The organism is Aquimarina algiphila, from assembly GCF_947494415.1.
GTDB lineage: Bacteria > Bacteroidota > Bacteroidia > Flavobacteriales > Flavobacteriaceae > Aquimarina > Aquimarina algiphila.
Genome location: NZ_CANLVC010000007.1, coordinates 505,616 through 518,596, shown reverse-complemented (window position 1 = coordinate 518,596; position 12,981 = coordinate 505,616). Strand labels below are relative to the sequence as shown.

Annotated in this window: 12 protein-coding genes; 2 read left to right on the top strand and 10 right to left on the bottom strand. The window is 32.6% G+C overall.

Annotated elements, in window-relative coordinates; all coding sequences use genetic code 11:
- Positions 1 to 16 precede the first annotated feature (16 nt).
- From PQF96_RS16940 to rsgA, 3 genes are all read right to left on the bottom strand, one after another.
- Positions 17 to 1,933, bottom strand: a complete 1,917-nt coding sequence (locus tag PQF96_RS16940; protein ID WP_271767557.1) for a DUF3857 domain-containing protein — start codon at positions 1,931 to 1,933, stop codon at positions 17 to 19.
- 26 nt (positions 1,934 to 1,959) lie between these two features.
- A complete protein-coding gene (dtd, locus tag PQF96_RS16935) occupies positions 1,960 to 2,412 on the bottom strand; it encodes a D-aminoacyl-tRNA deacylase (protein ID WP_143915893.1) in 453 nt (150 codons plus the stop codon).
- Between the two features lie 168 nt (positions 2,413 to 2,580).
- Positions 2,581 to 3,531: a ribosome small subunit-dependent GTPase A gene (rsgA, locus tag PQF96_RS16930; RefSeq protein WP_109438815.1), complete on the bottom strand. Its 951-nt coding sequence runs from the start codon at positions 3,529 to 3,531 to the stop codon at positions 2,581 to 2,583.
- A gap of 136 nt (positions 3,532 to 3,667) precedes the next feature.
- Between rsgA and PQF96_RS16925 the strand changes: the two genes are divergently transcribed.
- A complete protein-coding gene (locus tag PQF96_RS16925) occupies positions 3,668 to 4,123 on the top strand; it encodes a hypothetical protein (protein WP_109438816.1) in 456 nt (151 codons plus the stop codon).
- Between the two features lie 55 nt (positions 4,124 to 4,178).
- On the opposite strand, the gene PQF96_RS16920 is transcribed toward PQF96_RS16925, so the two are convergent.
- The 6 genes from PQF96_RS16920 to PQF96_RS16895 form a co-directional block, all read right to left on the bottom strand.
- Positions 4,179 to 5,261, bottom strand: a complete 1,083-nt coding sequence (locus tag PQF96_RS16920) for a bifunctional 3-deoxy-7-phosphoheptulonate synthase/chorismate mutase type II (protein ID WP_109438817.1) — start codon at positions 5,259 to 5,261, stop codon at positions 4,179 to 4,181.
- A gap of 64 nt (positions 5,262 to 5,325) precedes the next feature.
- A complete protein-coding gene (locus PQF96_RS16915) occupies positions 5,326 to 6,174 on the bottom strand; it encodes a prephenate dehydrogenase (RefSeq protein ID WP_271767555.1) in 849 nt (282 codons plus the stop codon).
- Positions 6,171 to 7,328: a pyridoxal phosphate-dependent aminotransferase gene (locus PQF96_RS16910; protein WP_271767553.1), complete on the bottom strand. Its 1,158-nt coding sequence runs from the start codon at positions 7,326 to 7,328 to the stop codon at positions 6,171 to 6,173. The genes PQF96_RS16915 and PQF96_RS16910 overlap by 4 nt, the downstream gene beginning before the upstream one ends.
- Positions 7,325 to 8,155 (bottom strand): prephenate dehydratase, encoded by an 831-nt coding sequence (locus PQF96_RS16905; RefSeq protein WP_271767551.1) that lies wholly within the window; start codon positions 8,153 to 8,155, stop codon positions 7,325 to 7,327. The genes PQF96_RS16910 and PQF96_RS16905 overlap by 4 nt, the downstream gene beginning before the upstream one ends.
- Positions 8,156 to 8,550: 395 nt before the next feature.
- The gene (gene kbl / locus PQF96_RS16900) at positions 8,551 to 9,738 is read right to left on the bottom strand and encodes a glycine C-acetyltransferase (protein ID WP_143915890.1); all 1,188 of its coding nucleotides are present in this window, start codon (positions 9,736 to 9,738) and stop codon (positions 8,551 to 8,553) included.
- 63 nt (positions 9,739 to 9,801) lie between these two features.
- A complete protein-coding gene (locus PQF96_RS16895; protein WP_271767549.1) occupies positions 9,802 to 10,776 on the bottom strand; it encodes an NAD-dependent epimerase/dehydratase family protein in 975 nt (324 codons plus the stop codon).
- Between the two features lie 180 nt (positions 10,777 to 10,956).
- Here PQF96_RS16895 and PQF96_RS16890 point away from each other — a divergent pair, with 180 nt between their 5' ends.
- Positions 10,957 to 11,418 carry an Lrp/AsnC family transcriptional regulator gene (locus PQF96_RS16890; protein WP_109438823.1) on the top strand — a complete coding sequence of 154 codons (462 nt, stop codon included), beginning with the start codon at positions 10,957 to 10,959 and terminating at the stop codon, positions 11,416 to 11,418.
- Here the strand turns inward: PQF96_RS16890 and PQF96_RS16885 are convergent.
- The gene (locus PQF96_RS16885) at positions 11,401 to 12,714 is read right to left on the bottom strand and encodes a glycoside hydrolase family 1 protein (RefSeq protein WP_271767547.1); all 1,314 of its coding nucleotides are present in this window, start codon (positions 12,712 to 12,714) and stop codon (positions 11,401 to 11,403) included. The two genes, PQF96_RS16890 and PQF96_RS16885, sit on opposite strands and share 18 nt — an antisense overlap.
- Between the last annotated feature and the right edge of the window lie 267 nt (positions 12,715 to 12,981).

The window sequence follows — 12,981 nt, the reverse complement described above, 5'->3', positions numbered from 1 at the left end:
TTAATTAATTGGTTATTTATTGTTGTTTTAGTGCTATTCTTGATTTGTCTATTTTTTTTATTTGAGATCTAAATTTTCTATACTCTTCATATTTCTCCTTTGGGAAAGTCCCGTCAATAATTTTTAAGAATCTTTTAAATTTAATTTGAGTTTCACTGAGTTTTTCCAACTCATAACTATACTTACCAAAAGCGGTTTCTATAGATTTTTTTTTAGGTAAGTTTCCCATTATAAAGCCTTCTGGAAGGTTAATAATATATTCATCGGTATTTACATACCCTCTAGATATTACTAAAGGAGTTTTTCTATTATCATATTTAGGTAGATTGCTTTGATCCCAACTAAATATGTTTGGTGATATCAATAAGCGACTTCCTACTTTTTTTGCATAGGATGAACAGAAAACTTCTATATCTTCTGTAAATTCTACAGTATCTTTATCATCTTTAAGTTCTATTCCTTTTATTTCTAAGTTATTGATATACCCCCAATATTCTTTATAATATAATTTTTGATCTTTAGGTGTTTCAAACTGAATATCATAATTCCAATTATATTCTAAACCTTGCGATACTTTTTTAAGAGTTGCAGACATAGTTTTATCCACTCCAAGATTAACTGTCGCAGTAGTATGAAGTAAATTCTCTTCAGGAATATATTTCTTTGTCTTTTTAATTTCTCCTCCTTCTGGTTTAATTACTAAGACATTTCTATTATCTGTAAAATCACCAATAAAATCAAAAGGTAACGTTTGACTAGTACATTCTAACCATATATCTTCTTCCTCATCAGGTATGTTCAATATCACATGGTTTCCCTGCATAGAAGCAAATTCGTCATCTATATCTCTTCTACCTCTATCTCCATACACTATGGTATAATATGCTGGTATATTCTGACTATCAAGTAAGGCTTTAGTATAATTGGTAAGTGCCTTACAGTCTCCATACCCTAATCGATCTACGTCTTCTGCAAGAAAAGGCATCCACCCTCCTATTCCTAATTGCACACTTATATACCTAGTTTTACCCTGTACATATTCATATATTAATTTTGCTTTTTCTTTAGGTGTTTTTGCATTAGCTACTAATGTTTCTATTTTCTTAATAGTTTCTGCTGGTAATTTATTTCTTCCTGAGATCAGTTTATCATACTGCCATTTTCCAAATGTTTTCCAATCTGTTGCAGAACCTTTGACACCTTCTAAGGAAAAATTGTTTAATGCGACATGTACTATTGGCACTATATCGTTATGTGAAGGACCATATCTTTCTGGAAGCTGAGAGGAGACATTAGATATAGCATATGTTACCTCTTCATCATTTTTATTTTTATCAATTGAATAGTTTTCAAAATTTGTTTCTTTAAGCCGAAGAGGTATTTTTTTGGGATTTAATATCTTATATTTAGATTCTTCTATACTCAATCGATATGCTAAGATAGGTTTCCATCGTTGTATAAATGCCGAGGAAGAGCTCTCAATTTCACTTTCAAAAGTAAGGGTGTAAGGGTAACTTATTGGAGTATATTCAAAATATTTAATGCGAGTATCTTCCATTAAACTTCCTCCACTAACTGCACTACGGTCCTGAAAGTCTTTCTTTTTATATTTTTTTATTTCTTTCCCAAGCGCATTATAAATAACAGCCTCTAATTTTCTAATTTTCCTTGATGGACTATATCCCTCGTATGAATCAGCATACCCATTACCGTACTTATTTAAAACAGTAACGGTTCTTTTTGTTTTGATAACAACAGAAGTAATAGAATTGATTTCAATAGTCACATCTTCAGACCTAACAATAGCATTAGCATTTTTGGTCAGTGTAGAATCAAGGAGTATCGTTTGTAATTTTACATTATCCTGAGCAGTAACTTGCTCTATCCCAAATAGTGTCAATACAACCGAAACCAGTAGTATTTTTTGCAGCATAAAAAATGTTTTTTTAAGGGGTATTCTTATTCTTTATTTTTTGTGTCTACAATTATGGTAACTGGCCCATCGTTAAGTAATGATACTTTCATATCGGCTCCAAATATACCCGTACCTACTTTCTTTTCCAAATCCATTTCTAATTGTTTCACAAAGCTTTCATATAAAGGAATTGCCGTTTCTGGCCTTGCCGCTTTTATGTAACTCGGCCTATTTCCTTTTTTTGTACTAGCGTGTAATGTAAATTGACTTACAACTATTGCTTCTCCATTTATCTCCTGTATACTTTTATTCATGATTCCTTCACTATCTGCAAATATTCTAAGTCTTGATATTTTTCCCGACAACCACTGTACGTCTTCCTCTGAGTCATCTTCTTCAATTCCGATTAGAATAAGTAATCCTTGATATATTTTTGACACAACCTTACTTTCTACGGTTACTGATGCCTCAGAAACTCTTTGAATTACTGCTCTCATTTATTCTATTAATAATTAAAAAAGCTAAGCTTTAATTTAAATACACATTTAATTTATAGTGCAAGTATACACAGTACGAGTTTCATTTTTTGAAACTGAGAACTTTTTTTAAAAAAAATTAATGATAATTGATTTACTCTAATCGTCTAGTTATAATATGATAAAAAATCAATCTTCATCATAATTATTTTTCCTGTAGTGTTCTTCTTCTCCTTCAAGGATCTGCAGATAACTTTTATATCTGGACCAAGCTATTTCTTCATTTTCTAAAGCCGCTTTAACAGCACATTTAGGCTCATTGATATGTAAGCAGTTATTAAATTTACATTCAGATTTTAGTTCAAAAAACTCAGGAAAATAGTCTCCAAGTTCTTCTTTATCCATATCAACAACTCCAAAACCTTTTATCCCTGGGGTATCAATAATTTTAGCCTCAAAACTCAAATCAAACATTTCTGCAAAAGTCGTTGTATGCTGACCTTGTTGATGTTGATTACTAATCTCGGCTGTTTTTAATGAAAACCCTTGTTCTATGGTATTTATTAAGGTAGATTTTCCAACTCCACTATGTCCCGAAAACATACTTACTTTGCCTTCCATAATTGATTTTACTTTATCTACATTCTTAGCCGTCTTTGCTGATATTCCTATACATTCATATCCTATTTTTCTATACAACGCAGCTAAATATTTAACCTCTACAAGTTCATCATCATTATAGGTGTCAATCTTATTAAAAAGCAAGACAGCTCTGATTCCGTAGGCTTCTGCTGTCACCAAAAACCGATCAATAAATGTGGTAAATGTCGTAGGGTTATTTAATGTAACTAACAAAAACACAACATCAATATTTGATGCAATTATGTGAGTTTGTTTTGACAAATTCACAGATTTTCTGATAATATAATTCTGTCTTTCGTGAATATTTTCAATTACTCCAGTCTCCTGATCATTGTTAGTTTCTAATTTAAAATCTACCAGGTCACCAACAGCTACCGGATTTGTGCTTTTAATACCTTTTATCCTAAACTTGCCCTTTATCCGGCATTCGTATACTTTACCATTATCTGTTTTAACGGTATACCAACTTCCTGTAGATTTATAAACAGTACCTGTCATAAATACAAAGATGCAAATATTAATATTTTCAAAGGGCTTATTTTTTTCTTAATTAAAAAAAACGTAATCTTATCTTTCTTTTTTTTGGCATAACTATTGATTATGTGCCTGGAGTTAATCTAAAATTCAATTAATTATGAAAAAACAACTATTACTTTTTGCTTTAGTTATTCTTGGCTTACAATCTACTTTTGCACAAGATGTTTATGAATTTCAAATTGTTACCGTAATCGAATCGATTGTTCCTAATGGTTTAGGTAGATCAAGAATGCTTACTACAAACGAAACCAGAGATTACAAAGAATTCACTTCTACTCGTACAGGTGAAAAAGACAAAAGAAACAAATCAGACCGTGGAGAAATTCGTGTTAAAGGTTTTGATGAAACTAAGCTTTTGAACTTTTATAACCTTGGCGGAATCCGTTTTCAAAACATTGTTGCCAATGATGCTATTGTAACTTCTAAACTTAACACTATGTCTTCTGAAGGCTGGGAATTAGCTTTTGTGAACAGTGGAGTAGAAAGTTATGGTGGTAAAGGTGATGGTAATGGTATATACGTTACTCGCTACACTTTCAAAAGAAAAAAATAATATTTTATAAATATATACCCTCCTGCTATTTATGCATAACAGGAGGGTGTTTTTTTTATCCTCTTGCCACTTTTTCCTGATGATTAATTGATTCCTGATGGATCGCTTTATAAATTCTTAATATAAATTCTTCACTTAATCCTTTTTCTTCACCTTCAAGAATCATTTTCCCTAATATCTCATTCCAACGTTTAGATTGTAAAATAGCAACATTTTGTTTTGCTTTTACCGCTCCTATCTCATCAGAAATTTTCATTCTTTTTGACAAAGTCTCTAACAATTGATTATCTGCTATATCAATTTTAGCACGAAGTTCTCCTAATGCTTTCTGATATGCTTCATCCACCCCAACTTCTTTACGAATTTTTAAATCTTTCATATGCTGAATTAGTGTTTCTGGTGTAATTTGTTGTTTTGCGTCACTCCATGCATTATCTGGATCATAATGAGTTTCTACAATTAACCCATCAAAATTTAAGTCCAAAGCTGTTTGAGATAAATCAAAAATTAAATCTCTTCTTCCAGCAATATGAGAAGGATCAAGAATCAATGGTAAATCCGGAAAACGATTTTGTAAATCGATTGGTATTTGCCATTCTGGAATGTTACGATATTTTGTTTTTTCGTATGTTGAGAACCCTCTATGAATTACCCCCAGGTTTTTAACATCGGCAGTATAAAAACGTTCTACAGCTCCCAACCAAAGCGATAAATCAGGGTTAATTGGATTCTTTATCAATACAGGATTGTCTATTCCCTTGCAAGCATCTGCAATATCCTGCACGATAAAAGGTGAAACTGTACTTCTTGCACCTATCCAAAGAACATCCACACCATGTTCTAAAGCTAATTCTACATGATGAGGACTTGCTACTTCTGTAGCAATTTTCATCCCTGTTTCTTCTTTGGCTCGTTGCAACCATTTTAAACCTAAAGCTCCAACACCTTCAAAATTACCTGGTCTGGTTCTTGGTTTCCAGATACCTGCACGCATTACAGTTGCATCAGAATCTTTAAGTTGGTGTGCAATTTTCAACACCTGATCTTCAGTTTCTGCGCTACAAGGTCCGCCGATAACTAATGGATGATCCAAGTTGTATGCATCAAGCCAATTTCTAAGTTCTTTCTTATTCTCCATCTTTATTTTTAATCTTTGTTGTTATTGTTATTTTTTTATTGTGTTTACGTAAGTTATCGCATTTTTAAGTTATTCCTTTCAAAATTGCTTTAATATGATTTGTATCTTCCATTTCTTTATAAATTTCATCAAAATTATCTTCTTTCATTAATTTTTTAAACTGCTCTAAATTTGCAATATATTCTTCCAAGGTTTCGATTACATTATCCTTATTATGTTTAAAAATAGGGGTCCACATCGCTGGTGAACTTTTTGCCAAACGAACAGTTGAAGCAAATCCACTACCTGCCATATCAAAAATATCCCTTTCATTCTTCTCTTTCTCAATTACAGTTTTACCTAACATAAAAGAACTAATATGTGATAAATGAGATACATAAGCAATATGTTTATCATGTGAAGAAGGGTCCATATATCGAATTCTCATTCCTAATCTAGAAAAAATCTCCATTCCCCTTTCTTGCAATTTAAATGCTGTTTTTTCAACCTCGCAAATGATATTAGTTTTTCCTCGATACAAATTCGCAATTGCTGCTTGCGGCCCAGAAAATTCTGTTCCAGCAATTGGATGTGCCGCCAAATAGTTTCTACGCTTAGGATGTTGTGAAATCGTATCACATAATTTCCCCTTGGTTGAACCTGCATCAAAAACCAGGCAATCATCGTGGATACTATCCAAAATCATAGGTAATATTTCTACTGTTGTATCTACAGGTATCGCAACAATGACAACATCAGCCTTATCTAGTTCATCAAAACTCGACTTATGATCAATTAATCCTAATCCTAGCGCTTTCTCAAGATTCTCATCATTCTTATCTATACCATACACCTTTGCTTCATTAAATGTCGCTTTAATGTCTATAGCAAAAGAGCCACCAATTAATCCTATTCCTATAATGAATACTTTCATGCTGTTACTTGTAATCTTTTTATCGCTTCCTTAATATTCTCCTTGGATACACAAAGTGAAAAACGTATATATCCTTTTCCATTACTTCCAAAAATATCTCCTGGAGCAATGAATACATCATTTTTATACAATATGTTATCTATAAATTCTATCGCATCAATTCCTTTAGGTAATTTTGCCCAAACAAACATTCCCTTTGCAGTTTGATCATAACTACAACCTAATAGTGAAGCTAATTGCCATATTAAAACTCTTCTTTCTTTATAAATTGCATTCATTTTATCATACCAATCATCTGAAATTCGTAATGCTGCTATTGCTCCTCGTTGTATGCCCTGAAACATGCCACTATCCATATTACTTTTCACCTTCAAAATAGCTTCAATCTTATCAGCACTTCCACTTACCATTCCCACACGCCAACCTGCCATATTAAACGTTTTACTCAAAGAGTTTAACTCTAATGCTACTTCTTTTGCTCCTTTAATAGATAATATACTTATAGGACTATCATTTAGAATAAAACTATATGGGTTATCCTTAACCAATAGAATACTATGTTTTTTAGCAAAATCAATCATCTTTTCATAGAGCTTCACACTTCCTGAAGCCCCTGTAGGCATATTAGGGTAGTTCACCCACATAATTTTCACCTTACTTAAATCCATTTTTGAAAGGCTATGAAAATCAGGTTCCCAGCCATTATTTTCTATCAGATCATAAAACACGGGGGTTGCTCCAACCAAATTGGTAACTGAAGTATATGTAGGATATCCTGGATTAGGTACTAATACCTCATCTCCTTCATTTAGGTATGCCAAAGAAATATGCATAATTCCTTCCTTAGACCCCATCAAAGGAAGAATTTCATTTTCAGGATTTAAAGACACTTGATATTTTTTGCTATAAAATTCAGAAATAGCTTCTCTTAATTCTGGCAATCCCTGATAACTTTGGTATTTATGTGCTCCGTTTACAGTCACCGCATCTTGTATTGCCTGCACAACAGTTTTGGGAGGGTCTAAATCTGGACTCCCAATAGCCATATTGAGAACAGGTTTACCGGCTGCAACTAAACCTCTTACTTCTCGTAGCTTGCTGGAAAAATAATATTCTTCTACTGTCTCTAATCTTTTTGCGGTTTCAATGTTCATCCGTTTTGATTTTTATATTCTCCAAGTACTTTTAATTCTAACGCCATAATTTCTAAAATAGACATTGCTTTCTCATAATCTTTGTATGATGTAAAGGTAACGTCAACAAAAAACGAATATTTCCAAGGCATACTGATAATAGGTAATGATTGAATTTTGGTTAAATTAAGTCCACAATCACTCATTACATTAAGCACTGTCGCCAAGCTTCCTCTTTTATGATCTGTCAGAAATTTTAAAGATGCCTTGTTAATTTCTTCTTTTGCTACTTTTGAATCTTTTCTGGTATTTAGAATAAAAAACCTAGTACTATTTGACTTTATGGTTTGAATCTCTTTGGCTAAAATATTTAGTTGATAGATATTTGCTGCTGTTTCTCCTGCTACAGCTGCAATTCCTTCTAATTGTTGATCATGAATACGCTTAGCTACATCTGCAGTATCCGCATCCTCTACTAATTTAATATGTGGCAATCCTCTAAAAAATTCTTTACATTGTAATAATGCCATGGGATGAGAATACACTTCTTTGATATCTGAAATTTTCTGACCTTTTAAAGCCATCAGACAATGATGGATCGGTTGAAAATATTCTCCGCTAATAGTAATATTATGCTCATCTATATATGCATAATTAGGAATAATCGACCCTGCAATTGAGTTCTCTATTGCCATAACTGCATCTGTACTTTTATTTTGCTCTAAACTGTGTATCAATTCCTGAAATGACATACATTCATCAACAACTACATCTTCTCCAAAATATGCCTGAGCAACCCCGTGATGATAGGACCCTTTTATTCCTTGTATAGCAACCTTTTGTTTCATAAACTAATTTGGTTCGTATTGGTACATTCTTTATGATCCAATACTCTTTTTTTCATTTCGTTTCAAAAAAAAATCCCGATTTTTCATCGGGATTCTAGTTTTATAAATTTTTGCTTTATTTATTTTACATAGCGATCCCGTTCTTACTTTTAAAATAAAAGAAGAAAAAATAGAATCGGTTCCAAGTAAATAAAGTATCCATTATTGTTTCATTATTACGTTGCTAAAGTAGCTAAAACTATTACGATTCAAAATATTTTTCGTTTTTTTTCATCACTTGAAGTCCATTATCATCAAATCTGAAAATTTTAACCAGAATTTATGAAATATTTCAATTAAAACTTAATGTATCTTATGAATCTTCTATGTTTTAATTCACTAACAAACGTTCGTATCTATATTACATTCAACTCTTTACCAACTTTTGTAAAAGCTTTAACCGCTTTTTCCAGATGATGACGTTCATGACCTGCTGATAACTGAACTCTAATTCTTGCTTTTCCTTTTGGAACAACAGGATAGAAAAATCCAATTACATAAATTCCTTCTTCTAATAATTTTGCAGCAAACTCTTGAGCTAGTTTAGCTTCGTATAACATTACAGGAACAATAGGGTGATCTCCAGAGAGAATATCAAATCCGGCAGCGGTCATTTCTGACCTGAAATATTTTGTATTTTCTTCTAATTTATCTCTAAGGGCCGTAGAAGAGCTTAATAAGTCTAATACTTTTATCGATGCTCCAACAATAGATGGTGCTACTGTATTAGAAAATAAGTAAGGTCTAGAACGTTGTCTTAACATCTCTACAATTTCTTTTCTAGCTGCAGTAAAACCTCCTGAAGCTCCTCCAAGTGCCTTACCATAAGTACCCGTAATGATATCTACTCTACCCATAACATTACGATACTCATGTGTTCCGCGGCCTGTTTTACCTAAAAAACCTGTAGAATGACATTCATCGATCATTACCATCGCATTATATTGATCTGCCAAATCACAGATTTTATCTAATTGTGCAATGGTCCCATCCATTGAAAAAGAACCATCCGTTACTATAAGTATACGTCTGGACCCTTCTGCAGATTTCAGCTGTTTTTCCAGGTCAACCATATTATTATGTTCATACCTAAAGCGTTTTGCCTTACATAGTCTTACTCCGTCGATAATAGAAGCATGATTTAAAGCATCTGAAATAATAGCATCTTCTGGTCCTAGAATAGGTTCGAACACCCCTCCATTAGCATCAAAAGCAGCTGCATAAAGAATACAATCTTCCATCCCTAAAAACTCTGCCGTTTTACGCTCTAATTCTTTATGAATATCTTGAGTTCCACAAATAAATCGCACCGATGACAGTCCATACCCATGCGAATCAATAGCATTTTTACCCGCCTCTATCACATCAGGGTGAGAAGAAAGCCCTAAATAATTGTTTGCACAAAAGTTAAGAACATCTTTGGTATTGGTTGTATCTATCTTTGCTCCTTGTGGCGTAGTTATTATTCTTTCGGTTTTATACAATCCTGCCGCTGTGATTTCGTCCAGCTCTTTTTGTAAATCTTCTTTTATAGTAGAGAACATAATAATTATCCTTTATTGTTATTTTTTATTAGTGTCAAATATTTTATCTAACCTATTTAGGAACTAAAACATCAAAGTTTCCAAATTTCTTGATCCTGTTTTATAGTTTTCTTTTAGTTTTTCTATCATTGTACCTGTAATCGATTCGAGATCAAATTTTGGTTTCCAGTTCCAATCTTTTCTTGCAGCAGAATCATCTATTGACTTTGGCCATCTGGAAGCTATTTCCTGTCTAAAATCCGGCTCATAAGAGATTTTAAAATCAGGATATAATTTACGAATTTCTGACGCTACTTCGGCAGGAGAAAAGCTAATTCCTGCAATATTATAAGAAGTACGGATAGTAATATCTTCTTTAGGGGCATCCATTAATTCTAAAGTAGCACGAATAGCATCATCCATAAAAATCATGGGAAGTGTTGCATCTTCTTTCAGGAAGCAATTAAATTCTTCTTTAAGTACTGCCTTATGATATATATCAACTGCATAATCTGTTGTTCCTCCTCCTGGTAATGATTGATATCCAATCACACCAGGATAACGGATTGATCTTACATCCAATCCATATCGCATAAAATAATATTGTGCCCAATTCTCTCCGGCTGCTTTACTTATGCCATACACTGTAGCTGGGTCCAGGTAAGCATTATTTGGTGTATTATTAAGAGGAGCGCCTTCACCAAAAACGGCAATAGAGCTAGGAAAAAAAACTTTATCTATTTTATGATGCCTCGCAACCTCAAGTACATTAAATAACGTTTTCATATTAATATCCCAGGTAGTTAATGGGGTTTGCTCTCCTTTTGCTGATAAAATAGCTGCAAGATGGTATATCTGCGTCACATTATATTGAGTAACCACGTCATGAATCCTATTCATATCGGTTGCATCAATTATTTCAAAAATACCTTCATACCCTTCTCTAGGTCTTAAGTCAGAAGCAATTACATTACTGTTTCCAAATTTATGCTTTAAAGACTCTGTCAAAACAGATCCCAATTGACCATTAGCGCCTATTACTAAAATAACTGTTTCCATAGTATCTTAAAATTTTAACACCTTACCGTGTTATTTCCTAGCCAAAATACAAAACATAGATATTACATCCATCAATACTTAATAATTAAGTAATTATTACTTTTTATTATTGTTTTTTCAGCTATATTTACTTTTAATAAAGTTTAAGTTTTACTTTTAAAGTAATTTTTTTGATACGAAATGGAACAATTAGATCACACCGACATTACTATTCTTAGAATTTTACAAGAAGATGCCAAAAAAACCGCAAAAGAAATTGCTAAAATCCTTAATCTCACTCCATCTCCTATATATGAACGCATTCGAAGGTTAGAAAAACAAGGGTTCATCAAAAAATATGTGGCCATCTTAGATAAAAAACTAATAGATCGATCTATCACCACAATTTGCCAGGTCTCAATGCGATATCATAATGAAGCATTTATAGAAAAGTTTGAAAAGCAAATTCAAAATTTACAAGAAGTACAAGAATGTTACCATATGGCGGGTCAGGTGGATTTTATTTTGAAAATTCATACTAAAAGCTTAGAAGAATATCATGATTTTGTAAAAACAAAACTGTCAAAAATCGAGAATATTGGTGTATTAAACAGCACTTTTGTACTCAAAGAAATTAAGCACACTTCAGAGTTTTATATTTGATAAGTATTTTTTTAGCCAAAAAGCAGATTTTTTCATTTTGCGTTGCATTGTTTTTCTATTGAGGCTTATAATGCCAAATTTTGGAACAAAACCTTCTGCCCATTCAAAGTTATCCACCAATGTCCAAAGTAAAATACCTTTAAGATTTACTCCTTTTTTTAAAACTAGCTTCATCCCTTCTATTACATTTTGATAATATTCGATTCGCGCCTGATCATCTTCCTTCTCTGATAGAGCCATTCCACACTCAGACAACCATAACGGTTTTTCTGGATCGTATGCAGAGAATCTTTCTAAAAAATATTGTGTGCCCTGGGGATATGTTTCCCATCCCATTATTGATACCTGAATTTTTCTCTTTTTTGGTTTTATTGGCAATGCTCCCATATACGGAATATACCAAGCTGCCTTTATTACTTCTCGAGTATAGGTCTGAATACCCCAAAAATCAAAGTCAGTTTTAAGAGCTTCTATATCTCCTATTTTATAATATCTTGAAATACGTTTTAAAATGGGTAAATCATCATCTGGATATCCTAATCCCAAATGAGGCTCTATAAACAAACGATTCATTAGTGTATCAATTCTATTGGCTGCTTTATGATCTGCAGACGTATTTCTATAAGGCTCTATTTTAGTACAACTTATTGCAGTGCCTACCTGAAGCCCATTTTTTTTCTTCAATACCCTGAATCCTTCTGCTTGAGCTAGTAAAAGATGATGTGTACTCGAAACAAAATTTCGAATCCCCCTTCTGCCAGGGGCATGTACACCAAGAAAATACCCCCCTCCAAGACATACTATTCCTTCATTAATCAGTATCCAATTTTTAACACGGTCAGCAAAATGGTCTCTCAATACTTGCACATATTCCTTATACCAGTCGATAATTCCCCTATTCGTCCACCCTCCTTTATCTTCTAATTTTTGAGGTAAATCCCAATGATATGTTGTAATCCATGGCTCTACTCCCACCAAAAGACAATAATCGATCACTTGATTGTAAAATTCAATCCCTTTTTGGTTAATCTTTCCTGTTCCTTCGGGAAGTATTCTTGGCCAGGAAATAGAAAAACGAAAAATCTTTAACCCAATATCTATAGTCAAATCTATATCCTCCTTAAATCTATGATAAAAATCTGTTGCTTCTTTAATATCAGAACCATCTTTAATCTTACGAGATTTTTGGGTGAATGTATCCCAGATAGAAGGACCTTTACCATCTTTATCATGGGCACCTTCAGTTTGAGCAGCTGCAATGGTAACTCCCCATTCTAGATGCCTAAATTCATTCATTATCTATAAAAATCTAGGGGACAAAACATGGATAGTATTATCTAAATATTTCTTTTTTGAGAAAAGGAAAAATTATAAAGAAAATAATGCGTTGAACTAAGTACATTAGCTTATGAAATAAACTGCGGATTATTCTTTTAAAATTATAAAATAACATACTGATAATCTTTATCTTATAAAGATACCACATCAATTAATAGATTATTTTATGTTAACGTTATCTTAGTGTTAAGATCATTTTTTATGAGTTTATCATACAATAAATAT

Excerpts from the sequence above, each read along its gene's own strand:
- PQF96_RS16940 (WP_271767557.1), bottom strand. The coding sequence starts at position 1,933 with ATGCTGCAAAAAATACTACTGGTTTCGGTTGTATTGACACTATTTGGG.
- dtd (WP_143915893.1), bottom strand. The coding sequence starts at position 2,412 with ATGAGAGCAGTAATTCAAAGAGTTTCTGAGGCATCAGTAACCGTAGAA.
- rsgA (WP_109438815.1), bottom strand. The coding sequence starts at position 3,531 with ATGACAGGTACTGTTTATAAATCTACAGGAAGTTGGTATACCGTTAAA.
- PQF96_RS16925 (WP_109438816.1), top strand. The coding sequence starts at position 3,668 with ATGAAAAAACAACTATTACTTTTTGCTTTAGTTATTCTTGGCTTACAA.
- PQF96_RS16920 (WP_109438817.1), bottom strand. The coding sequence starts at position 5,261 with ATGGAGAATAAGAAAGAACTTAGAAATTGGCTTGATGCATACAACTTG.
- PQF96_RS16915 (WP_271767555.1), bottom strand. The coding sequence starts at position 6,174 with ATGAAAGTATTCATTATAGGAATAGGATTAATTGGTGGCTCTTTTGCT.
- PQF96_RS16910 (WP_271767553.1), bottom strand. The coding sequence starts at position 7,328 with ATGAACATTGAAACCGCAAAAAGATTAGAGACAGTAGAAGAATATTAT.
- PQF96_RS16905 (WP_271767551.1), bottom strand. The coding sequence starts at position 8,155 with ATGAAACAAAAGGTTGCTATACAAGGAATAAAAGGGTCCTATCATCAC.
- kbl (WP_143915890.1), bottom strand. The coding sequence starts at position 9,738 with ATGTTCTCTACTATAAAAGAAGATTTACAAAAAGAGCTGGACGAAATC.
- PQF96_RS16895 (WP_271767549.1), bottom strand. The coding sequence starts at position 10,776 with ATGGAAACAGTTATTTTAGTAATAGGCGCTAATGGTCAATTGGGATCT.
- PQF96_RS16890 (WP_109438823.1), top strand. The coding sequence starts at position 10,957 with ATGGAACAATTAGATCACACCGACATTACTATTCTTAGAATTTTACAA.
- PQF96_RS16885 (WP_271767547.1), bottom strand. The coding sequence starts at position 12,714 with ATGAATGAATTTAGGCATCTAGAATGGGGAGTTACCATTGCAGCTGCT.